Origin of the sequence: uncultured Campylobacter sp. (assembly GCF_937997465.1) — a bacterium.
GTDB lineage: Bacteria > Campylobacterota > Campylobacteria > Campylobacterales > Campylobacteraceae > Campylobacter_A.
The window spans coordinates 1-22630 of record NZ_CALKTQ010000291.1 but is presented as its reverse complement, the minus strand read 5'-3'; the positions used below and the strand labels follow the sequence as shown (position 1 = coordinate 22630).

Here is a 22630-nt window from a genome sequence, read left to right as displayed (position 1 = left end):
GACCTCCGGCTTATGAGACCAGCGCTCTAACCAGCTGAGCTACCGTGACGTTAAAGTTCGCAATTATATTCAACGTTTGCTTATATATTGATAAAATATTTTCATTTTTGCGCAGTATGGCGCTCGAAATCAAATTTTAAAATTTGATTCGCCAAATTTTGAGCACAAATTTCATCAAATTTAAATCTGTAAAAACCCAAATTTGAAGCAAAACCGCCAAAAACAAAAATTCGCATTTTCAAGATGCGGGTTTTGCCGCTCAAATTTGACGAGTTTAAATTTGCCAAAATAGGTCAAATTTGAAACAGCAAAGGCCAAATTTACTTGATAAAATAATCCCCGTCAAAGCTAACCAGCGAGTATTTGCGCTCGCTGCCGATACTGCTAACTAGCTCATCCACATCCAAAAACTCGAGGCTGTCCGCGCCGATATATTTGCATACTTCTTCAGGCGTTTTGTTTGCGCTGATTAGCTCATCGAAGCTCGGAGTATCGATGCCGTAGCGCTCGGGGTATTTTAGCTCGGGGCAGGCGACTTTGAAATGTATCTCTCTCGCGCCCGCGTGACGCAGTAGCTCGACGATCTTTTTGGATGTCGTGCCGCGCACGATGCTGTCGTCCACTACGACTACGCTTTTGCCTTTGAGCAGGCTTGCCATCGGATTTAGCTTGAGTTTGACTTTGAGGTTGCGCATCTCTTGAGTCGGCTCGATGAAGGTGCGGCCGACGTAGTGATTTCGCACGATGGCTAGCTCAAACGGTATCCCGCTGGCGTTTGCGTAGCCTAGCGCCGCCGGCACGCCGCTATCAGGTACCGGTACGACGAAGTCCGCGCCAATCTTGCTCTTTTTGGCTAGCGTTTCGCCCATTTTTTTGCGTACTTCGTAGACGCTTTTGCCCTCTATGACGCTATCGGGGCGCGCGAAATAAATATACTCAAACGCGCAAACCCTAGGCTCTGGCTCAAAAAGGCGCACGCTCTCAAACTCGCTTTTGCCCTGTTCAAAAACCAGCATCTCGCCCGGCTCCACGTCGCGAACGAAGCTCGCGCCCACCAAATCAAACGCGCACGTCTCGCTAGCTACGATGTAGCCGCCGTCTTTTAGGCGTCCCAGCGAGAGCGGTCTCACGCCCCAGCGGTCGCGTATGGCGAAAATTTTATGGCGCGACTGGATGAGTAGGCAGTAGGCGCCTTTGATCTGTTTTAGAGCGGCGACGATGCGGTCTTGTAGGTGTTCGCTGTGGCTTCTAGCTATGAGGTGGACGATGTTTTCGGTGTCCATGTTGCTCTGAAATATCGCGCCCTCGGCGATCAGAGCTTCTCGGACTTCGTCTTTGTTTACGAGGTTGCCGTTGTGCACGATAGAGACTTGGCCTAGCGAGTAGTTTGCGGCGATGGGCTGGGCATCGGCGGCAGAGTTTTTGCCTGCGGTGGCGTAGCGGTTGTGGCCGATCGCCATATCGCCTTTTAGGCTCTCGAGGTTCGTCTTATCAAAGACTTCGGTAACTAGCCCGCGGCCTTTGACGGTTTCTATACGGCCGTTTTCGCATGCGCTGATGCCGCTTGCTTCTTGGCCTCGGTGTTGCATGGCAAATAGCGCATAATATGCCGTTTTTGCCGCATCTTTAGAATTTATTACTCCAACTATCGCACACATTTTTATCCTTTTTTAGGGGTGTTATCTTTTTACCTTATGCTTCGTTAAAATTTAAATTTCAAGCTCGGTAGACTTCGTGTCTAGCCTATGCTTAAAATTTAAATTTCGCCTCGCCTAAGTCAAAAATATCGCCGCCGATTTTCCGCAATTTTAAAAAATATCAAAATTTAACATAAAAAATAAGGCGAAATATCGCGAAACGAATTTGAAAGTTGCGCAGAAAATTTGGGCGAGGCTAGACGTGCGGTCTGCCGCAAGCCCTAAATTTTCAAGCTCTTTCAAAGGCGCTCGTGAGATAAGCCGTTAATTATCATAAACCCAGGCAATCATCTATCCCGTACAGCCCGCTACTTTGTCCTGCCACCCAAATAGCCGCTTTTATCGCGCCTTTGGCAAAGGTCGCACGGCTAGTTGCGGTGTGATTTAGCTCGATAAACTCGCCCTCGTTGTAAAATCCGACCGTATGCCTGCCCACGACGTCGCCGCCTCGCACGGCCAGGATCGCGATCTCGTCCTTGCTGCGAGCTCCGACTAGCCCGTCTCTGCCCGTCACCAAAACGTCTTTTAGATTTAGCCCTCTAGCCGCCGCTACGCACTCGCCCAAAGTTAGCGCCGTGCCGCTTGGAGCGTCTTTTTTGTGTCTGTGGTGCTGCTCGACGATCTCGGCGTCAAAATCGCGCAATGCCTTTGACGCAAGCGCCGCCAAACGGTTTAAAACAGCGACGCCAAGGCTCATGTTGGTAGCGTAAAGTATCGGCATCGCCGCGCTTGCGAGTTTTAGCAGGTTTGCTCCGTCTTCGCCCAGACCCGTAGTGCCGATGACTAGCGGTTTTGGGTCGGTGCGGGCGTAGTTTAGTAGGTTTATCGCGCCCTCTTTGATCGTAAAGTCGATAACGACGTCGCAGTTTGCGAAAAGCTCGTCAAATTTATCCGTGAGGATGACGCCCTGGGGCAATGCAAAATCAAGCGGCTCTATCGTATAAGCCGCGCTAAGCTTTGCGCCAGGCTCGTTTTTTAGGCACTCGATGATCATGCGTCCCATTTTACCGCTTGCGCCGTGGATTCCTATTTTTACCAAAATTTATCCTTTAAAATTTGGGCTAAATTTAGCATAAATTTTATAAAAAATAAATTTAGCACGGCCGCCGTTTTCGCCGCACGCGGGCAAAAATATTAAAAATCGCGCTATATAATCGGCTTTTTAAATTTAAAGGACGACGATGAGGAAAATTTTATTTTTGTTTCTAGCCGTTTTTGCGGCGAGCGTTTTGGCTAAACAAGCACCGGTCGCGCAGGCGACTAAAACTCAGCAGCTGGACGCAAATTTGAGCGCGTCAAATTTGACGACGAAAGATAAAAACGCGCAAAAGCTAAATTTGACCCAAGATCCCGCTATAGCGAGCGGCGAGCTAGCAAACGGGCTAAAATACTACGTCAAGGAAAACAAGCAGCCCGCAAATTCGGCCTATTTTTATCTAGTCGTAAACATCGGCTCGACCGATGAGCGCGAAAACGAGCTGGGGCTGGCGCACTTTACCGAGCACATGGCGTTTAACGGCAGCCGCGAATTTAGCAAAAACGAGCTGGTTAAAAAGCTGGAGAGCCTCGGAGTGGCCTTTGGCGCGGATCTAAACGCGCAGACTAGCTATGATCAGACGGGCTATCTGCTAGAAATCCACGTAAACGAGCAAAATTTAAAGGACGTTTTTCGCGTTTTTCGCGACTGGATCGACGGCGTGAGCTTTGACGCAGCCGAGCTGGATAAGGAGCGTGGCATCATCGTCGAGGAGGAGCGCGCTAGAAACACGCCCGCGTATAGATTTTACATCAAAAACCGCGTGCCCGAGCTCTACGGCAATAGCATCTACGCCAAAAGGTCGCCCATCGGCGATATGAATATCGTAAAAAACGTCGACGTGGCGACCATAAAGGGCTTTTACGAGAGGACGTATCAGCCTAGATTTATGAAATTTATCGCAGTCGGCGACTTTGATAAAAAGCGCATCGAGGAGATGATAAAGCAAAGCTTTAGCCCCGCTAAAAACACGAACGACTACGCGAGCCCTGATAAAACTATCCCTATAAAAAGCGGTTTTAGCGTAAATAACTACGACTCGGCCGAGATCGGGCTAAACTCGCTAAATTTGATCTTTACGCAAAAGTACAAATTTGACGACGAGATCCAAAGGCTCAGGCAAAATTTGCTCGCAAACTACATCTCAGACCTAGTCGCGATGATATACGAGCAGCGAAATTTAGCCCTGCGCGGGCGATTTTACTCACCGATCATCGAGGATCAAAACGTGCTTTACGCCTTTGAGATAAACGCCGTGGATGATGATTTTAGCGGCGCGCTTAGCGATCTGGCGAGCGTTTTAAAGGGTGTTGAGAAATTTGGCTTTAGCCGGGCTGACTTTGAAAGCTCGAAAAAAGATTTTATAAACTCGGCTAAAAATGCCTATTTGCAAGCTGGCAACAAGCGCTCAAGCGCGGTCGCGGCAAATATCGAGGAGACGACTAGGATCGGCGGTGTGCTGCTGGGCGAAAAAGACCTGCGCGACGTTACTTTGGCGCTGCTTGAGGACATTAGCCTAGATGACGTAAATGCCGAATTTAGGCGGATACTAGGCATCGACGCAAAAACTTTAAACGTGATTAGCGCCAAAGGGGCGAAGCTAAATGAGGCTAAATTTGATCAAATTTGGGCGGAAGCAAAGCCATACGATACGCTGGCTGCAAAGCAGGCAAAGAGCGAGCTTTTCGACTACGGAGCGCTAAAACCTAAAAATTTCGTATCAAAAAAGCATAACGAAAAGCTTGATTTTTATCTTTACGAGCTGCCAAACGGCGCGCGCGTGGCATTTAAAGAGGTAAAAACCAAAAAAGACGTCGTCTGGCTAAGCGCGGTTAGTCGCGGCGGCACGTCAAATTTGGCCAAATCAAAGCAGGGCGCGCTGGCGGTAGAAGTCTCAAACGAGAGCGGGGCGGGGGAGTTTAGCAACTACGACCTGGCTAAAATCCTAAGCGGCAAGCAGCTAAGCTATAGCAAATTTATCGATCAGCTTTCGCAAGGATATAGCGCGAGCTCGGCCAGCTCGGACTTTGAGTGGCTTTTGCGTGCGCTGTTTTTGGAGTTTAGCGAGCCTAGATTTGACGAAAATGCGCTAAAAAAGACAAAAATCAACGAGCTTGAAAAGCTGGAAAAAACCAAAAATCTGCCCGAGCGCAAATTTCGCGACGAATTTGCGAGATTTTTCTACGAAAACAACCCGCGAACAAACCCGCTCGAGGCCGCGGACATAAACGAGCTGCAGATGAACGACGTAAAAAAGATAGTGAAGGATAAATTTACCAACGCGGCTTCGTACTATTTTATCGTGGTCGGCGATCTAAATTTGACCGTGGCCGAGCCGCTTTTACAAAAATATCTGGCAAATTTACCCGCGCGCGGGGAACGCGAAAATTTCGTCGATGACGGCGTGAGGACGATTTCTGGCGAGCGGGAGTTTAAGCGAAGCTACCAAACCACGCAGCGAAGCGACGCCGCGATGATAATGAAAAATGAAAAAGTGAAGTATTCGCGCCCGGAGTTACTGCGCGTAAACGCCCTATCTGCGGTGCTTTCGATGATGCTGCGCGAGGACGTGCGAGAGGACCGCGGGCAGGTCTACGGCCTGGGCGTGCATATGAATCTCGCAAAATACCCGTACGAAAGCTTCACCGCGCATTTTGGCTTTACGGCGGCGCCTGATAACGTAAACGCCGTGCTAGGCGAGATAAAATCAAATGTCGCCGAGCTAAAAGGCGGCGCGGATATCCAGCGCTATCTGCAAAATTTCAAAAAATCAGCACTCGTAAAAATGCGCCAATCCTACGTTCAGGGCGAGTTTTGGACGCGGGCTCTCATGCGCGAGCTAGTTTTTGGCGATGAGGTTTTGAGCCTGGACGAGTACGAAAGTGCGGTAAATGCGCTCACCGAGCAAGACGTGAAAGACGCGGCGAAGCTCTATCTGGATGAGAAAAACGTCGTGATAAGCGTGAATAATCCCGCTTCGGCGAAGTAAATTTGAGCCTCGGCGGTAAATTTGATTTGCTGCCCGGGCGGCGAGCGTAAATTTGGCTTTAGTCGGCTGGGGGCTGTTAAATTTGAAGCTAAATTTGCCTTTCGTCAAACCAAATTTGAGTTAAATTTACTCAAATTTAACTCAAATTTTCACTGACGTTTTTGTTCCCTTGTCGGTTTATCAATACTAAATTTGACTAAGCAAATCACCTTTTCCTGCTTTCCACTATAGCCTTTATCTCGTCGGAGGTTAGTTCCTTGTACGGTTTAATTGTGTATTGGGTTGCATTGTTTTTAAAAATTACCTTATTTTTTTTGTGAAACAAGATATCTTCTATCGCATCTGCTCTTTTATACTCATTTGCCCAAGTTATGAAAGTCCTTACGTCGCTAAAGGTGGAATTTTTCTCGGAGCAGTATTTTTGCAATACGTTTTTTGTTAAATTTTCGTATTTTAAGCTATAAGTCCCGTTGTTGTCTATACTATAAGCAAATGTGAGGCTAAGCGCGTATTTATCGTAGCACACCTCATACGCCTCCTTTAGCTGCTCCTTAGTTGGAGCATTAGGGAGGTCGTATTTTATAAATACCTCAAGCATGGGCTCGTAGTCTTCGTAGTCATCTAAGAGAGCCCAGGCACTTAGCTGTAACGGTCTATTTTTCTCTTCGTCTTTTATGCCTTGTAGTCCGCTTCCTATTTCAAATTTCTTAGGTTTATACCCCTTGCTTAGCATTAACTCGGCCATCTGAGGTAGATTTCTATCTACTGTGTATTCAAACGGATTCAATTTATACCTGGTGCTCGACTCTACGCATTGCGGATCGTTTAAGTCCGTCTCTGGACGCCCCTGATCGTATTTGTAGCGTATGGTTATATTATCGTCATCGTTTATTATTATAGAATCAAACCTAGAAGAGTCATAATATCTATTAGTATGGATATGAGGAGATACATACTCCACCTCTTCAAATTTAACCCCTTTTTCTAGTAGTATCTTGGCGGTATCAACAGAGTTTAACATAATGGCATAAGCCATAGGAGATAGACCGAATCTATCCTTAGCTCTGATACCCGCCCCTAAATTTAATAAAGCATTAAAGGTATTTACGTCGTTTCTAAAAGAGCTGTACATCAGCGGGGTTCTTTTATCTCTCATCTCTACGTCTACGCTTAGGTTGTTATCTTTTATAAATTTAACTACGAAATCGATATCTTTTCTGTCAAGAGCTGCTCTTAAAGGTTTTAGCGTAGCGTTTTTCTCTTTATCGCAAACTATATCGGACGAACCGAATCCAAACGCCTCTATCTCCTCTTGCGTTACGTATTTAGCTAGCTCGGAGTTTGGGTCTATTTTAGTATCGGGAGTGACGGTAAAACCTGTCGGCATAGAGCCTGATCCAAATTTATCAAATTTAACTCCCAAAAACGAAAGATAAAAGAGGATAGCGGCAAAGGCTGCGAGTGTGAATATAAATTTAAAAAAGCTTTGCAAATTTGATCCTTTTGCTCATGACTAAATTTGCGAAATCTTAGCCAAAGGGCGGTTAAATTTGAGTGAAATTTGTGTGGAAAATTTAAAAAATGCAGGAGTAAATTTGAGGAAATTTGAAGTAAAAGAAAAAATTTAGCCGAAAAGCTCGGCTAAATTTGAGAAATCTTAGTGTAAGCTCTCGATGTAGCTAAGCGCGCTAAGGGCCGCTACGGCGCCGTCTCCCGCGGCTACGATGACTTGCTTTGGCGCATCTTTTCTGATGTCACCCGCGGCAAATAGCCCAGGCACACTAGTTTGCATCTTTAGATCGACGCTGACTTGGCCGCCGTCCTCGGTTTGGCATACGAATTCGCCGTTTTCTTGGCGAAGGACGTCGTTGTTTACGTTAAGCCCGACAAATACGAAAACGCCAGGCACTTTTAGGTCGCGCTCGCCATCTTTCGTGTTTATGATTAGACCTGTGAGGCCTGCTTTGTCGCCGTAAGCTTGCTTGATCGTGGCGCTTGTGATGAACTCGATTTTGGCGTTAGCGCGAGCCTTTTCTAGCGTGACGGGCGCTGCGCGAAACTCGTCTCTGCGGTGGATGATGTAGACGCGCGAGCAGATATTGGCTAGATATAGGGCCTCCTCGATCGCCGTGTCGCCGCCGCCTAGAACCGCGACTTCTTTGTTTTTATAGAAAAATCCGTCGCAGGTCGCGCAGGTGCTCACGCCTCTGCCGAAAAACTCGTCCTCGCCCGCAAAGCCTGCGCGGCGCGGAGTGGAGCCGGTGGCTACGATGACTGCTTTGGCCTGCTCTTCTTTGCCGCCTTCAAGCTTGACCGTGAAGCTGCCGTCGGCGTTTTTTACCACGCGTTCGACGCCCACCATCTCGTGCTTTAGTCCAAAATGTGTGCACTGTGCGACCCACGTACTCATGAAGTCGATGCCGCTCTCGCCGGGCGCTTTTTGACCGGGATAGTTTTCTATCTCGGAGCTGCTCGTAATCTGGCCGCCTGGCATACCTTTTTCAAACATTACGACGTTTTTTAGTCCGCCGCGAGTGGCGTAAAGTCCCGCGCTAAGTCCTGCAGGACCGCCTCCGATGATTGCTAAATCTAACATATTTTTTCCTTTAAATTTTATTTATTTTAGAATCTTGTTTATAAATGCCGCCCTTTTGCGCCTTTAGCTCCACGCTGGCGGGCAAAGACGTGATATTTAGGACGTGCATCAGCTTTAAAATCGTATTTATATCCGAAGCGACGAAATTTATATTTTCCTCGCTTGGCGCGCGTTTTTGGAGTAAATCCACGGCGACGATTTTTAAATCCTTGCTTGAAGTTTTTAAAATTTCCTTCCAATCTGATTGGTTGGAGCTAAAAACCACGAGTAAAAATTTATCGTCCTGCGGCACGAAAATTTGAGCCTGCTCATAAAAAACCAGTTCGTTAAAATTTACGAATTTATACTGCGAAAATCTGTAATTATTGTAAGCAAATACGCCTGCTACCAGCGCTGCGCCGATAAAAGACGCAAAAACGGAGGTGAGAGGAAGCAGGCTTCCTCCTCGTCTAAAAACCATTAAAGCAGCGAATTTAGCTTATCGGCAATGGCTTGTTTTGATTGTGCGCCGACCATTTGCTCTACGACTTCGCCGTTTTTGAAAAATAGAAGCGTAGGGATCGAGCGGATGCCAAATTCTACGGCAAGGTCTTGCACTTCGTCGGTGTTTACTTTGCAAATTTTAGCTTTGCCCTCAAACTCCTCAGCTAGCTCGTCGATGACCGGAGCAAGCATACGGCAAGGTCCGCACCAAGGCGCCCAAAAATCTACTAGCGCAACGCCCTCTTTGACGACGTCAAAATTCGCAGTCGTTAGTTCTATGTATTTTCCCATTTTATTCTCCTTTTTAAAGATAGTCGTAATTATACACGAAAGTATTTAAATTTTAGCTAAATAAGAATTTTTACAAACTAATATTTTCTATCCACTTTATCTCATCCTTTTTTATCGCGATCAAATCGACCTGAAAATCGGCATTTGCGCCGTTTTGCAGCAGATAAAAATCGATAGTTTTTAAAATTTTATTAAATTTAGCGGGCGTGAGGCGATACTCTGCCTCGTAGTCGCCCTGTGTGGCTTTGATTTCAACGAAGCGCAAGATGCCGTCTTTTTTAGCGATGACGTCGATCTCGCCAAATTTGGAGCTAAAATTTCTAGCAAGAATCTCGCAGCCGTTTTTTAGCAAAAACTCGCAAGCCAGATCCTCGGAGCTTTTGCCGAAAAGATACGCTCTAAGCCCCAAATTTTACTCTTCTATCCTCATCATAAAAGGCTTTTCTTTTACGAACTCTTGCTCTTGCAAAATTTCCATAGTGCGCCTCACGTCCTTTTCCACGCTCGTGTGTGTCGTGAAAAATAGCGTCGCATACGGACTTTCGTCCTTCGGTTTTTGCAGCAGGCTATCGATGGAGAGGTTGTTTTCGCTCATTAAATTCGTGATTTTAGCCAGCACGCCGACCTTATCCTCGACCCTGAGCCTGAAATAATATTTCGTGCGAATTTCGCTAGGATCTAAAAGCTCAAGCGCGTTTAGCTCAAACGGCGCTTTGTAGCCTAGCATCGGTGATTTGCCGTCTCTAGCGATGTCGATCAGGTCGCTGATGACCGAGCTAGCCGTCGCAGGACCGCCCGCGCCCGGACCGTAAAACATCGTCTCGCCGACTGCGTCGCCCACTACGCTCACGGCATTTGTAACGCCGTCAGTTTTGGCTATCATTTTATCTTTTGGCACGAGTGCGGGATGTACTCGCAGCTCGACCTTGTCGCCGGTTTTTTTGGCGATGGCGAGCAGTTTGATGACGTACTCGAAATCGTTAGCAAAAAAGATATCCTCGGGCGTGATACCTTCGATGCCCTCTATCAGGATGTCTTCGGGGTTGCCGTGTACGCCGTATGCGATGCTGGCTAGGATCAGTAACTTGTGCGCCGCGTCAAATCCACCTACGTCAAAGGTTGGATCGGCCTCGGCGTAGCCTAGCTCCTGGGCTTTTTTTAGAGCGTCCGCGAAATTTGAACCCTTGCTCATCATCGAGGTTAGGATGTAGTTGCTCGTGCCGTTTAAAATCCCGTTGATGCTTAGGATGTGATTTGCGCTAAGGCCCTCGCGAAGGGCTCTGATGATAGGTATGCCGCCGGCGACGCTAGCCTCGAAGCCAAACGGCGTATTTTGCGCCAAATTTTGCAAGGCGTAGCGGTGATAGGCTAGTAGCGCTTTGTTTGCCGTTACGACGGCTTTTTTGCGCTCTAAAATTTGACTGACGACCCTAAACGGCTCCTCGACGCCGCCCATGAGCTCGACGAAAACGTCAATATCGTCGCGCTTTATGACGCTATCTATATCGTCCGTGAGCGGGATGGCGACGTCTCTTTTTTTGTTTAAATTTCTAACGACGCCGATGACCGGAACTATCTCTTCGCCGCATCTTGCCGCGATTAGTTTTTTGTTTTGGAGTAAAATTTTAGCTACGGCTTCTCCGACCGTGCCGACGCCTAAAATGGCTATATTCATGCAAATTCTTTCAGATATTTTTTGACATTTCGCGCCGCTTGGCGGATGCGGTTTTCGTTCTCGATGAGAGCGAGGCGCACGTAGTCGTTGCCGCCCTCGCCAAAACCGATACCCGGGCTCACCGCGACGCTAGCTTTTGTTAAAAGCTGCTTTGAAAACTCGAGACTGCCGATGTTTCCGACTTGCGGTGGGATTTTTGCCCAGATGAACATACTCGAGCTTGGCTTATGCATCTCCCAGCCCGCACTTGCAAAGGCTTCTAGCATCACGTCGCGGCGTTTTTCGTAAATTTGACGGATATCCTCGACGCAGCTTTGATCGCCGTCTAGTGCAACTGTGGCGGAGACTTGGATCGGGGTAAACATGCCGTAATCGACCCATGATTTTATCTTTTTAAGAGCTGCGCAAAGGCGCTTGTTTCCGCATAAAAATCCGACGCGCCAGCCCGCCATATTGTAGCTTTTTGATAGCGTGTAGCACTCGACGGCAACGTCTTTTGCGCCCTCAACCTCAAATATGCTTGGCGTCTTGTAGCCGTCAAACGTGAGGTCCGCGTAGGCGATATCTGAGATCACGTAAAAGCGCTCTTGTTTACTCATCGCCACTAGCCGCTCGTAGAAGCTCTTTTGCACGGTTACTGTCGTCGGGTTGTGCGGGAAATTTACGACGACGTATTTAGGTTTCGGAGAGCTTGAGCGGATCGTGTGAAGCAGGTCTTCGAAAAATTTGTTTTCGTCAAGCTCAAATTTGTCGTTGTATTTTAGCGGCATCTTTGCCACGCTACCGCCGGCAAATAAAAACGCCTGCGTGTGAATCGGGTATGCGGGATCGGGCACTACGGCGACGTCGCCAGGATTTACTATCGCTTGGGCTAGATGTACAAAGCCCTCTTTGCTGCCCATAACGGCGACGGCCTCGGTATCGGGGTCTAAATTTACGCCGTATTTGCGCTTGTACCAGTTGCAGATGGCTAGGCGAAGTTTGTAGATGCCAGCGCTCGCCGAGTAGCCGTGGGTTTTGTCTTTTTGCGCGCTTTCGCAGAGTTTATCGACGATGTGCTGAGGCGTGCGACCCTCCGGGTTTCCCATCGAAAAGTCGATGATATCTTCGCCCGCTCGGCGCGCGGCCATTTTTATGGCGTTTACCTCGGCAAATACGTAGTTTGGAAGCCTTTCAATCGTATTAAATCTAATCTCGTCAAACATAAATTTTTCCTTATTCTAGGTAGATTTTGAGCCCTCGTTTGATATTTTCTAGGCTGACCGCATCGTCGATCATCAGATATTTTGCGTTTTGCGGGAAGGAAACTTTCAGACTATTTATAGCCTTGTCGCTTCGTTTTTCCTCGAGCAAATTTAAATTTTTATCAAAAATTCTTACGATCGCCGACCAGCGATCCTCCCCGTCTGCGCCTATGGTGGCGACTTTTGCGCCGCTAACGTCGATGAGATAGGGCTCAAGCGGCTTTGAGAGTTGGACTTCTTGCGAAAACTGCACCGGAGTTTGATTTATAGAGGAATTTGACGCGTCTATAACGTACTCGTAGGATAGCTCGCTGGGTCTATTTATGCCCGTTATCTCGGTGCCGCTTTCTTTAAAGGCAGCGTAGAGCGAGCCTGGATCTGGGATAAATTTGGTGTCGATCGTCACGCCCCAAAGCGCACCGCCGGCGTTAGAAAATTCGCTCGTTAGGATATTGTTGTATCCAAGGCCGTTGAGAGCGTCTTTTGCGATTTTCATGATTAGTAGCGGGTTGTTTTGACGCGAGATAAATTTGATATTTACCTTGACGTTTTGCTTATAGGATAGGCGCAGGAGCGAATTTGACTTTAAAACGTTTGAAATTTTAGCGATGTCGGGCTTGCCGTTTGCGTTTAGATATGCCGATCCGTCGCCAAAGAGCTGAGTCGCTTTTGCGCTATTTTGACCGAGCAGGCCGCCTGCTATATCCACCACGCTAGCCGCAAAGCAAAAGGCCGCACTAGCAGTCAAAAGTAAAAGTTTTTTTACCACGATTTGCCCTTATTTAGAGCTACGAATTCGTCGTATGTGAGCGGCGTAACTTTATCTTTTTCTACCAAAAATCGCTTTGGATTATCGCCGCTAAATTTGATATTTTGATCGCCGATTTCTAAATTTATCTCTCCGTGTCCGGTGACGATGAGTTGTTTTTTGCCTATCTCGATAGAAACGGCATTTGAGGCATTTTGAGATTTCTTTTTGTTGTCGTCCAAATTTATCACGCCGAGCCAAACTTTTCTGCGCGGAACGACTTTTATCTCGCTTAGTCCGTTTAGTTGGTATACATCGCCGCTTTTAGGCGTTACTTGGACTGCGGTGGATGCATTTTCGTCGGTCAAATTTGAAACCTGTTCATTCTGTAAATTTTTACTGACGTTTTGCTCTGCGGGTTTTGATTGCGTGCTTGTAGAAACCGCCACATTAAACTCTGGCAAGGGTTGCTCTACTTGGGTAACGGCAAAATTTGAAGCGTTCTCTTCGACTTTATTTATCTCGTCTTCTTGTTTAGGGGCAGAGGAGACACTTATCGTGATATTTGCGTCTTTGATGGAGTCTAAATTTTTAGTCGCTTGTTGTACTACGTTTGTATCGGAGTAAGTCACGCTTTTGTTTTTGTCTTCAAAAAGGCTTGAAAGATTACCGATATATTTTTGAGGCTCGAAAAAATATACTAATGCGCCGATTGCGCAAATGGTAACGATGCCGCTTAGCATACCGCCGTAAGACGATTTATCGTTTGCGGTATAGGCCGGAATTTTAGGCGATATGGTTATGGTTTTGTGCTTTAACTCGCTCTCGTGCTCGGCTATGAACGTCTCGTATTCTCGCATCCACGATGAAAAGTCGATATCAAGCTCGCGCTCCAGAATTTTAACAAAACCCTTGACGTTAAAACGTGCCAACTTTTCAAAATTTTTATCGGCGATGTAACCTAGATATTCTGCCTCGATGTGCGTTCTTCTGGCGACCTCGCTAAGCCCTAGTTCTTTTAGCAAACTTATGTCATTCATTTATAATCCTATCGCAAAGTATGGCAAACGCAGCCGAGACGTTTAGGCTGTCCCAGTCGTTTTTCATTTTTATTCCTACTATTTCGTCGCTTTTGGCAAGGACTTTTTTGTGCAAGCCTTCGCCCTCGCTGCCCATCACGAGCGCGACTTTTTGGTTAAATTTGACCTCATGAGCGTTTTTGCCGCCGCTTGCCGTGGCGTAAATTTTAAAACCGACCTGTTTTAGTTCGTTTAGCAAGCTAAGACCGTCTTCGACAAGAGCTATATTTGCCTCGTAGGCCGCTGCACTACTAGCTCGCAGTACGCCTTCCATCGCCAAATTTTTAGCGACGACTACGATACCTCCGCAACCCAGCGCATGCGCTGTTCTAACTATAGCGCCGATGTTTCCGACGTCGCTAAGTCCGTATAAGATCGCTATAAAATTTTGTTTTTTTATCTCGTCGATACTTTTAAACTCAAACTCCTCAACTTCGGCTAAAAAGCCTTGGTGATTGCCGCCGTGTGCGAGAGCTTGGGCTTTTTGATTATCCACGCGCTTTATCGGCGCGCCGACGCCTACGATCTGTGAAAATAGCGCCTTGTCGCACTCTTTGGCGAGATAGACCGTTTTGACGCTTTTTTTGTAGTTTTTTATGATGTGCAAAAATAGCTGTTTTCCGTATATTATCATCGCCTGATAATAGCTAAAAATCGGTAAAATTTAGCTAAATTTTCGGATGAATTCGCTGTTTGTTTGAGTCTGCGAGCAAGTTTTAGCGGGTGAGCTCGGAGTAAATTTCTTTGGCGTTTCGACCTGTGATTTTGGCTAGCAGTTTAGACTTGGCTTTGGGTGAAATTTCAAGTTCCAAAATATCGTTTTGAGTGATTTTCTCAAAGGTAAAATTTGGATTTTTTTGCACTACGACGCACCACTCGCCGCTCAAATTTGCCTCTTGTAGCTTTTGCGCGAGTTCGCTTGCCGTGGCTCTAAATTTGGTTTCAAATTTTTTTGTCGCTTCTTTTATGGCAAAAACTTCTCTATCCGGCTCTAGTTTAGCAAAGTCTAAAATAAGCGAAAGTATGCGTTTTGGGCTTTCGTAGATGACTGTTGGAAACGGTGAATTTAGCGCATTTTGGATAGCCGCGGCTCGCTCTTTGCCGTTATTGGGTAAAAATCCTAGAAAGCAAAATTCTTTCTCGCAAAGACCGCTTGCGACGACGGCTAAGAGCGCGGCGTTTGATCCGCTTAGCACTTCGTATGCGATACCGTTTTTTATCGCGAAATTTACGAGCGCAGCTCCCGGATCGCTGATGCCCGGCATGCCTGCATCACTTAAAAACGCTATGTTTTTATCAAAAATTTCAAGCTCGATTTTAGATAAAATTTCATCTTCGTTATGCGTGTGTAGCGAGATAAATTTTTGTATATTTATATTTGCGTAAAAACGCGTATTTAGCAGGTTTATGAGGGATTTTGCGATTCTGGTATCTTCGCAAAAGAGTATCTCGCATTCGCGCAAAACGCTCAAAGCGCGAAGCGAGATATCGCTTAAATTTCCTATCGGCGTAGGAACGAAATATAGCAAAGGATTATTTTAAGTTATATTTTTTCTTAAATTTATCAACGCGGCCTGCGCTATCTACGATCTTTTCGCTGCCTGTGAAAAACGGATGGCACTCTGAGCAGATGTCCACTCTGATCTCGCCTTTGTTTGACTTCGTAGTGAAGGTGTTGCCACAAGCGCAAGTTACTTTGCACTCAACAAATTCCGGATGAATTTCTTTTTTCATTTTTTGTCCTTTTATCGTCTGATTTTTTAATTTTCATTTAAAGTAAGGCGAGATTATACAAAAAACTTTGTAAAAAATCAAATTTAAATTAAAATTTTAGCCGCTATGCCTAAAATCGCCGTTTGCGAGCGTAAAATATTTTTTGCTCTCAGCCCGTATTTTTTCGCGACGGCTTCTCGCTCGCTCTGGCTAAATCCGCCCTCGGGCCCGATCGCTAAAATTTCCCTGCCTGCGTAACCGTCCAAATTTTCGCCGTCAAAGTCGATGAGAGCGGCGTTTGGATAAAATTTAACTAGCTCGTCTAGGCTTTTATAAATTTCAAATTTCATCAAATCATTTCGTCCACACTGCTCGCACGAGCTTATCAAAATGCGCTCTAGCCGCGAAAAATCGAGCTTAAAGTTTTTTTGCGAAAACTCGCTGTAAAAAAAGATTATTTTTCCAACGCCCATTTCGTTTAGGCTGGGTAGCGTTTTTTCAACCGTTTTTGGATCGACGACGGCCCAGGATAGCGCTAGATCGCTGTTTCGCGCCTCCACGTCATGCGAAAATATCAAATTTAGCTCCGCGCCCCTTTTGTCCAAATTTACGATTTCATAGATGTGGTTTTGCCCGTCGGTCAAATTTCGCACGTCGATACGCTCGCCTATCTTAGCGCGCCTTGCCTTTAGGTGTAAAAACGCCTCGCCATCAAGCCTTATTTGCTCGTTTTTGGCCTCTTTTGAATATAAAAATTTCATCTCACCCCGCTTGCAATGAGTATCAAAACAAAATCTGCCGCGATTTTTAGGCGCATTTTGGCTCTAAAATCGGCAAAATTTTTCGTTTTTATCACCGTTTTTAGCCACTTAAACTCCATCGCACCAAGCCCGATAAGCAACACCCAAACCGCGATCATCACGAGAGCTTTGAAGCTCGGATAAAAGTAAAAAATGCTCATCAAAAGTAGCCCTGTAAGCATCATCGCAGCTAAAAACGCGTAGTATGTGGGCAAAAATAGCCTAATGCGCTTAGCGTAGGCTGGCGAATTTACGCCGAAATTTATCAGGCAAAAGTGCGCCGCGACGAGCGCTAAAAGCGTAAAGGCAAGGCCGATGTGGATGGAGCGCGCTAGCTCGTAGAGCTCTGATAGGTATTCGTTAAATTTCATTTTTCGGGCACCGGCTCAGGCGGCATATTTTCATCGATACTCACGTTTGCGTCGCTTTGCGCGATAGGTACGTCGCTAGGCACAGTACCGCCAAGATCCAGCGACGCGGGCTCCTTTTTCTCGTCGCAACCGCTAAAAAACAGCGCCGCCAGCGTCAAAATCGCAAAAATTTTCCTCATTTGCGCTAGACCTCCTTTGGATTTACTATTTTTTTGCCTAGCTTGATTTTCTCAAACAGCTCCGCGTCCTCCCACTCGGCTCTCACGCCCTCGGAAAAGACGATCTCGTTCAAATTTACCTCGCCCATTTTGGCGTTATACGCGTCCTCTCTAAAGCACTGCGCATAGCCCGTGTCGGTCTCGTGGACGATGACGCTGTGAAGCTTCACTTCGTGCTCGCCGTTTTGCATCTGCGTAGTTTTTAAAAGCCTATCGATCATAACGAAAAATATCCTGCAAAACTGCTCTGCAGAGGGATTTAGTGGGATCTCGATCCAGCGCGCGGAGTGCTTTTTGAGGTCATTTTTGTACTCGACTTCGTCGCCGCTAAATATCGTCGTACAGTGATCAAAGCTATCGATGATGCAGCCTATTTCGCGCTTCATCAGGCCAAAATCATACACCATTCCCGCATTATCAAGAAAATTTGACTCAAGTAAAATTTCAGCTCTGTAAGAGTGCCCGTGGATGCTGGTTTTGCAGCGTTTTGAGCTACAAAATCTAACGATGTGAGCGTTTTCAAATTTAAACATTTTTCTTATTATCATCTTGGCTCCGTTTATTAAATTTGCGTTTTGTGCCGTAAAGATGCGGGTAATGCCGCCTAAATTTACACTTTAAACCCCTTCTTTTGCGCCCCAAAGCCTGATATGCAGGCGATCGGAGTAGTTAAAACCGTGCTTGATTGCAAACTGCGCGACGGATAGGGCGTTTTTCTCAAGGCTTATTTTATCATAACCTTGCGGCATACAAAAGACTTCCGCGTCGCAAATGCCTAAAATACGCGAAATTTGCGCTATCGCCGAACCATCCTCTGTGCCTTTTTTATCAAGGACGAATTTATAAAAACTACCCGCGGCGTTTTGTTTTATCGCTTTTAGCGCGGCGGGATTTATGCGCCTAGCCTCGCTTTCGCCGCTATTTTCGAGCTTGACGCTAACGGCAAAGCGGCATCTTTTATAAGTCTCAAATTTGGCGAAATCCACCTCGATCGTACCGTTTGTTTCAAAGTGCGGCTCGTAGCCCTCGTCAAGAGCAAAACTTAAAAAATCTAGCAAAATTTGGTTTTTGTGATGCAGTAGCGGTTCGCCGCCCGTGATGACGATGATGGGCTTGCGGCGCAAATTTACGCTCAAATTTTGCGTGATTTTTATAAGTTCGTCGGCGCGTGTGATTTTTTGATATGAAAAATGTCCCGTAAAAACCGCGCGGATCGTGTCGCAGCCAGTTAGCGTTTCGCCGGTTTTGGGCGAAACGGTCCGCACGCCAAAGCCCGCGCAGTTTAGGTTGCAGCCCGCAAACCGCAAGAAAATTGCCAAACGGCCGCTGCTCGCGCCTTCGCCTTGGATACTTAGAAAACTCTCGACCAGGTTTAAACTCAAATTTCGCCTTTTAAATTTTGGTCGATTATAGCAAAATTTGAAGGGTAGTTTTACGGAGTTAAGCGGATTTTACGTCAAATTTGAGCGGGTTTTGTTAGAAAACGGCGGTAAATTTATAGGTAAAATATAAAATTTGGATGTAGTTAAATTTGATTAAAATTTAATAAAAGCGGGCTAAATCCACGCCAAATTTGACGTAAATTTAGCCAAAATTTCAGCCGCCCGTTTGGTAAAAGGCGCGGCTTGAGGTCTCGTTTTGGGCGCCGATAGCCCACTTGTTTTCTTTTGGCTTGTTTTGCAACACTTGGCGCAAGATCTCGCTAGCGCCCGCGATATCGCCTTTTCTTACGGCATCTTTTATGCTCATCGCATCCTCGAAGTATAGGCACGGAATGAGATGTCCCTCGGCCGTGAGGCGGATGCGGTTGCAGCTCTCGCAAAAGTCGTGTTTGTGCGGGTCGATGACGCCAAAGGCATAGCCGTCCTCTAGTCGGTAGATGCTAGCTGGACCGGTCGGGATTTTTTCGGCCGCTTCAAAGCGATATTTTTTTGCGATAACGTCTAAAATTTCAGCCGATTTCATGCCTTTTAGCTCGTCCGTTGCGTGTATGTTTTCCATATACTCTATAAAGCGAATCTGACAACCCATGGAGCGCGCAAACTCTAGCAAAGAGACGATCTCGTCGTCGTTTACGCCTCTTAGCGCGACGGTGTTTAGCTTGACTTTTAGCCCGGCTTCAAGCGCCGCGTCAAGGCCCGCTAAAACCTCGTGTAAAACGCTTTTTTGCGCGAGAAATTTGGCCTTTTCGGTTTTTAGGCTATCAAGCGACATATTTATGCGCTTTAAACCCGCGTTTTTTAGGGCTTTTGCGTAGTGTTTGAGCATAAAGCCGTTTGTTGTGATGGCTAGATCGACGTCCGGGCTGTGCTCGTTTATCATCGCGATAAATTTGTCCAAGTCCTTACGTAGTAGCGGTTCGCCGCCGGTTATGCGGATTTTTTTTACGCCTTCGTCTAGGCAGACTTTGACAAATAAAAACAACTCCTCAAAGCTCAGTAAATTTTCCTTCGGCTCCCAGCTAAACGGAGTTTTAGGCATGCAGTATTTGCATCTAAAGTTACATCTTTGCGTGACAGAAATACGCAGATAATCAACAGTTCTTCCGTGTCCGTCTATTAACATTTTTCGCCCTTAATTTTATCAAAAAGAATTGTTTTTGATTTGGTTAAAAGGCATTATAGGAAGTTAAGCTTTAAAATTTTTTAAAATTCGCGTATGAAAATAATGTTATTTTTTTATATTTCGCGCCCAAGTTTTAACACTATATCAGCTCCCGCAATTTTAGCGTCAGCTCGACCTTGCCGACGCCCACACACAGCTCTTTTGCGATACTTTCGACGCTTTTGCCTTCGCTATACATCTGCACGATGCGCTTTTCGTCGTCTTCGCCGTTTGGGGCGGAGATCTTGCTGATGCTTTTGGTGCGCTCCTCAAGCGTAAAAAGCCTATCTTGTTGTTGGCTTTGGAAGCTATCTATCGAGTTTTCGATGCCTTGGAGCGTGTTTATTATCGGAGTTATTTTTTGATTTATTTTTTCGTTTAGACGCTGTTCGAGACTGCTTTCTAGCTGCACTACGTCAAATTCGGCCGGTTCGCTGTTTTGATTAAAATTCGCAACCTGTTTTTTTACCGCGTGAAGCTCTTGTATCAGGCTTTCGATAGCTTTTTCGTATCTTGAAAATTTTCTCGAGGCCTCTAAATCTTTTATAAAAACCAGCACGAAAAGCACCGTTAAAATCAGCCCGAAAATGACAAATATTATCAAATCGTTACTCATCGTTCATCTCCTTTAGTTCTCTTATCATAGCGCGCTCTCTGGCCGTCACGTAGCCGTTGTAGTCGCTCTCGTCGCTCTCGTTTATGCGCGTGATTTTGGCGGTTTTCTCATCTAGCGCCTCAAAAAATATCGCCACGTCTCGCTTTGGGAAAATAGGCATAAAAATGCGTCCGTAGTACTTGGCGCCTTCTTTAAATTTAGCCTCTTTTATCCTAAAATTTTCAAAATTTATCCCGTCAAGCGCGCTAGATTGAGCAAGCTCGAGTTTTACGAATTTCTCGTTTTTTATGTAGGCGTTTAGCTCGTCAAATTTGCGGTGAAGCTCGACGAGTAGCGTCAGTATCACCTGATCGCTCTCTTTCGTGTCGCCCTTTGCTTTGGCGCGCTTTATCCATGCTCCCAGCGGATCGTCTTCGTTTCCGCTTAGCTTATCGAATTCGCGCAAAAACTCGCTCTCGCGCTCGCCCACTTCCTCAAAAACTATGTCTAAATTTGCCGGGACCAGTCTCATAAGCTAGCCCAAACAAAAACAAAAAAAAGTATGCCAAGATAGCCGTTTAGCGTAAAAAACGCACGGTCGATCTTACTAAAATCTCGCCTGACGATGCGGTGCTCGGCAACTAGGATGCCATTGCAAAGCAAAATGCCCACATACGCCGCCGCGCCAAGCCCCCCGGCCCACGCAAAAAGCAACCAAAATATCACGGCTGTGGCGTGAAAGATCGCCGAGATAAACATCGTAGCCTTTTGGCCGTAAACGCTAGGTATGCTAAAAAGCCCGTGCTCGCGGTCAAATTCGATATCCTGAAGCGAATAAAGCAGGTCAAATCCCGCCACCCAAAACATCACGCCAAGGCAGAGCAGCACGCTAAAAAGCGGTATCTTGCCCGTAACGGCGACAGCTCCGGCGATGGGCGCAAGACCTAGCGAGAGGCCAAGGACTAGGTGCGCTAGCTCGCTAAAACGCTTAAAAAGCGAATATCCGCCAAGTACGGCCAGGATCGGAAAGCTCAGCCAAAACGCAAGATCGTTTACGAGATAGGCGACAAGCACGAAGATAGCGGCGTTTGCCGCGATAAAAATCTGCAAATTCGTCCTGCCGATACGTCCGTCCACGCTCGGGCGATTTGCCGTGCGCAGGTTTAGCTTGTCGATGTCCTCGTCCTTGTAGCGGTTAAATGCCATCGCGAAATTTCGCGCTGAAACCGCGCAAAGAACGCCCAAAATAAGCAGCTCCCAGCCAAACCAAGCCGTGCCGTTTACCTGCGCGCTCGCCGTTATCATCGCCGTAAAGATAAAAGGTAGCGCGAAAACCGAGTGCTTAAAGACGATCAGTTCGTTAATATCTTTTAAAATATTTATAAATTTTTGCATAATCTTCCTGAAATTTTTGCTTTATTTTATCTTATAAAAGCGTAAATTGTGATAAAATTTGAGCCGATTCACGAATTTTAAGGCATTTTTATGAAAGAACTCGCCATCATCGGCACCACCGCCAGCGGAAAAACGGCGCTTGTGCTAAAGCTTGCAAGTGAATTTAACGGAGTGATTCTGAGTCTTGATTCGCTTTGCGTTTATAAATTTATCGATATAGCTAGCGCTAAACCCAGTGCAGACGAGCTAGCCTCGGTGCCGCATTTTGGGGTAAATTTGCTGATGCCTGATGAGCATTTTGACGTCGGGATGTTTTTTGAGGTTTATAAAACGGCACGCGAATTTGCGCAAAAAAACGGAAAAAATTTATTTATAACTGGCGGTAGCGGATTTTATCTAAAGGCGCTGCTATCGGGTCTCACGCCTAAATTTGAGCGCGTAGAAAGCGGCCTAAGCAACGCTCAAATTTACGAGCTAGTTTCAAGCCTTGATCCCGAATTTGCCGCCAAATTTAGCGCAAACGACACCTACCGCTTGCAAAAGTGGTTTGATATCCACTCCTTTTTGCGCTCTAGCGGGCGCGGCGAGGCTCCAAGCTCGTATCTGTGCGAAAATACCCTAGCCCCCGTCGCGTCAAATTTGGCGATTTTCGAGCTTAGCTGGGATCGTGACGAGCTAAGAGCGCGCATCAAAGAGCGCACGCGAGCAATGTTTGAGCAGGGTTTGCTGGATGAGGCGCGTGAGCTGTTTGTGCGGTATCCGCAGCGACCAAAGCCGCTAAACTCGGTCGGACTAAAAGAGTGCGGAGGGTTTTTGCGAGGCGAGATCAAAACCCAGACCGAGCTGGAGGAGCTCATCTGCACGCATACGGCGCAGCTAGCCAAGCGTCAGCGGACGTTTAATAGATCGCAGTTTGAGAGTAAATTTAGCGGCAGCGTCGGGGAGTGTGAGGAGAAAATCACAGAATTTTTGAGTGATTGATTCTGATTTGCGGCTCGTCTTTTGAGTGTCTTTGAATGAGCTAGAAATTTCCTCCCTCGATGAACTACATGTTCTATCTTCGGTCCAAAATTTCTTCGCAACATTCAAATCCATC

The 22630-nt window shown here is 46.4% G+C and carries 26 protein-coding genes; 3 read left to right on the top strand and 23 right to left on the bottom strand.

Features of this window, described 5'->3' with window-relative positions; translation table 11 throughout:
- Positions 1–320: 320 nt before the first annotated feature.
- Together purF and dapB are read right to left on the bottom strand one after the other, a co-directional pair.
- Positions 321–1658: an amidophosphoribosyltransferase gene (gene purF, locus Q0546_RS09810; RefSeq protein ID WP_297939211.1), complete on the bottom strand. Its 1338-nt coding sequence runs from the start codon at positions 1656–1658 to the stop codon at positions 321–323.
- 310 nt (positions 1659–1968) lie between these two features.
- Positions 1969–2736 (bottom strand): 4-hydroxy-tetrahydrodipicolinate reductase, encoded by a 768-nt coding sequence (dapB, locus tag Q0546_RS09805; protein ID WP_298792614.1) that lies wholly within the window; start codon positions 2734–2736, stop codon positions 1969–1971.
- 142 nt (positions 2737–2878) lie between these two features.
- Here dapB and Q0546_RS09800 point away from each other — a divergent pair, with 142 nt between their 5' ends.
- Complete coding sequence (locus Q0546_RS09800; protein WP_298792612.1) at positions 2879–5722, top strand: M16 family metallopeptidase; 2844 nt, start codon at positions 2879–2881, stop codon at positions 5720–5722.
- Between the two features lie 21 nt (positions 5723–5743).
- The gene (locus Q0546_RS09795) at positions 5744–5878 is read left to right on the top strand and encodes a hypothetical protein (protein WP_298792610.1); all 135 of its coding nucleotides are present in this window, start codon (positions 5744–5746) and stop codon (positions 5876–5878) included.
- A 49-nt stretch (positions 5879–5927) separates the two neighbouring features.
- Here the strand turns inward: Q0546_RS09795 and Q0546_RS09790 are convergent, their stop codons facing one another.
- The 21 genes from Q0546_RS09790 to mqnP form a co-directional block, all read right to left on the bottom strand.
- Positions 5928–7214: an ankyrin repeat domain-containing protein gene (locus Q0546_RS09790; protein ID WP_298792609.1), complete on the bottom strand. Its 1287-nt coding sequence runs from the start codon at positions 7212–7214 to the stop codon at positions 5928–5930.
- Between the two features lie 165 nt (positions 7215–7379).
- Positions 7380–8318, bottom strand: a complete 939-nt coding sequence (locus Q0546_RS09785; protein WP_298792608.1) for an FAD-dependent oxidoreductase — start codon at positions 8316–8318, stop codon at positions 7380–7382.
- A 10-nt stretch (positions 8319–8328) separates the two neighbouring features.
- Positions 8329–8778, bottom strand: coding sequence for a hypothetical protein (locus tag Q0546_RS09780; protein WP_298792607.1), 450 nt, complete (start codon positions 8776–8778; stop codon positions 8329–8331).
- A complete protein-coding gene (gene trxA / locus Q0546_RS09775; protein ID WP_298792605.1) occupies positions 8778–9092 on the bottom strand; it encodes a thioredoxin in 315 nt (104 codons plus the stop codon). The genes Q0546_RS09780 and trxA overlap by 1 nt, the downstream gene beginning before the upstream one ends.
- Before the next feature lie 70 nt (positions 9093–9162).
- Entirely contained in the window at positions 9163–9501 is a 339-nt protein-coding gene (locus Q0546_RS09770; RefSeq protein WP_298792603.1) for a YraN family protein, read from the bottom strand.
- Between the two features lie 3 nt (positions 9502–9504).
- Positions 9505–10767 carry a homoserine dehydrogenase gene (locus Q0546_RS09765; RefSeq protein WP_298792601.1) on the bottom strand — a complete coding sequence of 421 codons (1263 nt, stop codon included), beginning with the start codon at positions 10765–10767 and terminating at the stop codon, positions 9505–9507.
- On the bottom strand, positions 10764–11972 hold the full coding sequence (locus tag Q0546_RS09760) for an LL-diaminopimelate aminotransferase (protein WP_298792599.1): 1209 nt from the start codon (positions 11970–11972) through the stop codon (positions 10764–10766). Before Q0546_RS09760 ends, Q0546_RS09765 begins: the two co-directional genes overlap by 4 nt.
- A gap of 10 nt (positions 11973–11982) precedes the next feature.
- The gene (locus Q0546_RS09755) at positions 11983–12780 is read right to left on the bottom strand and encodes a hypothetical protein (protein WP_298792597.1); all 798 of its coding nucleotides are present in this window, start codon (positions 12778–12780) and stop codon (positions 11983–11985) included.
- Entirely contained in the window at positions 12774–13799 is a 1026-nt protein-coding gene (locus Q0546_RS09750; RefSeq protein WP_298792595.1) for a phosphatidylglycerophosphate synthase, read from the bottom strand. The genes Q0546_RS09755 and Q0546_RS09750 overlap by 7 nt, the downstream gene beginning before the upstream one ends.
- The gene (rlmB, locus tag Q0546_RS09745; protein WP_298057483.1) at positions 13792–14472 is read right to left on the bottom strand and encodes a 23S rRNA (guanosine(2251)-2'-O)-methyltransferase RlmB; all 681 of its coding nucleotides are present in this window, start codon (positions 14470–14472) and stop codon (positions 13792–13794) included. Before rlmB ends, Q0546_RS09750 begins: the two co-directional genes overlap by 8 nt.
- 82 nt (positions 14473–14554) lie before the next feature.
- The gene (gene rsmI / locus Q0546_RS09740; protein ID WP_298792593.1) at positions 14555–15367 is read right to left on the bottom strand and encodes a 16S rRNA (cytidine(1402)-2'-O)-methyltransferase; all 813 of its coding nucleotides are present in this window, start codon (positions 15365–15367) and stop codon (positions 14555–14557) included.
- A gap of 4 nt (positions 15368–15371) precedes the next feature.
- Positions 15372–15572, bottom strand: a complete 201-nt coding sequence (gene rpmE / locus Q0546_RS09735; RefSeq protein ID WP_002952661.1) for a 50S ribosomal protein L31 — start codon at positions 15570–15572, stop codon at positions 15372–15374.
- An 83-nt stretch (positions 15573–15655) separates the two neighbouring features.
- Positions 15656–16312 (bottom strand): 16S rRNA (uracil(1498)-N(3))-methyltransferase, encoded by a 657-nt coding sequence (locus Q0546_RS09730; protein WP_298792591.1) that lies wholly within the window; start codon positions 16310–16312, stop codon positions 15656–15658.
- Entirely contained in the window at positions 16309–16722 is a 414-nt protein-coding gene (locus tag Q0546_RS09725) for a hypothetical protein (protein WP_298792588.1), read from the bottom strand. The genes Q0546_RS09730 and Q0546_RS09725 overlap by 4 nt, the downstream gene beginning before the upstream one ends.
- Entirely contained in the window at positions 16719–16901 is a 183-nt protein-coding gene (locus Q0546_RS09720) for a hypothetical protein (RefSeq protein ID WP_298792586.1), read from the bottom strand. Before Q0546_RS09720 ends, Q0546_RS09725 begins: the two co-directional genes overlap by 4 nt.
- Positions 16902–16906: 5 nt before the next feature.
- The gene (locus Q0546_RS09715; RefSeq protein ID WP_298792584.1) at positions 16907–17488 is read right to left on the bottom strand and encodes a 6-carboxytetrahydropterin synthase; all 582 of its coding nucleotides are present in this window, start codon (positions 17486–17488) and stop codon (positions 16907–16909) included.
- Positions 17489–17557: 69 nt separating this feature from the next.
- The gene (locus Q0546_RS09710) at positions 17558–18322 is read right to left on the bottom strand and encodes a 7-carboxy-7-deazaguanine synthase QueE (RefSeq protein ID WP_298792582.1); all 765 of its coding nucleotides are present in this window, start codon (positions 18320–18322) and stop codon (positions 17558–17560) included.
- 214 nt (positions 18323–18536) lie between these two features.
- A complete protein-coding gene (gene moaA, locus Q0546_RS09705; RefSeq protein ID WP_298792580.1) occupies positions 18537–19505 on the bottom strand; it encodes a GTP 3',8-cyclase MoaA in 969 nt (322 codons plus the stop codon).
- A 139-nt stretch (positions 19506–19644) separates the two neighbouring features.
- On the bottom strand, positions 19645–20160 hold the full coding sequence (locus Q0546_RS09700; RefSeq protein WP_298792578.1) for a hypothetical protein: 516 nt from the start codon (positions 20158–20160) through the stop codon (positions 19645–19647).
- Entirely contained in the window at positions 20153–20671 is a 519-nt protein-coding gene (locus Q0546_RS09695) for a hypothetical protein (RefSeq protein ID WP_298792576.1), read from the bottom strand. Before Q0546_RS09695 ends, Q0546_RS09700 begins: the two co-directional genes overlap by 8 nt.
- Positions 20668–21534, bottom strand: coding sequence for a menaquinone biosynthesis prenyltransferase MqnP (gene mqnP / locus Q0546_RS09690; protein ID WP_298792574.1), 867 nt, complete (start codon positions 21532–21534; stop codon positions 20668–20670). Before mqnP ends, Q0546_RS09695 begins: the two co-directional genes overlap by 4 nt.
- Positions 21535–21624: 90 nt before the next feature.
- On the opposite strand from mqnP, the gene miaA reads away from it, so the two are divergent.
- Entirely contained in the window at positions 21625–22515 is an 891-nt protein-coding gene (gene miaA, locus Q0546_RS09685) for a tRNA (adenosine(37)-N6)-dimethylallyltransferase MiaA (protein ID WP_298792572.1), read from the top strand.
- Positions 22516–22630: the final 115 nt, after the last annotated feature.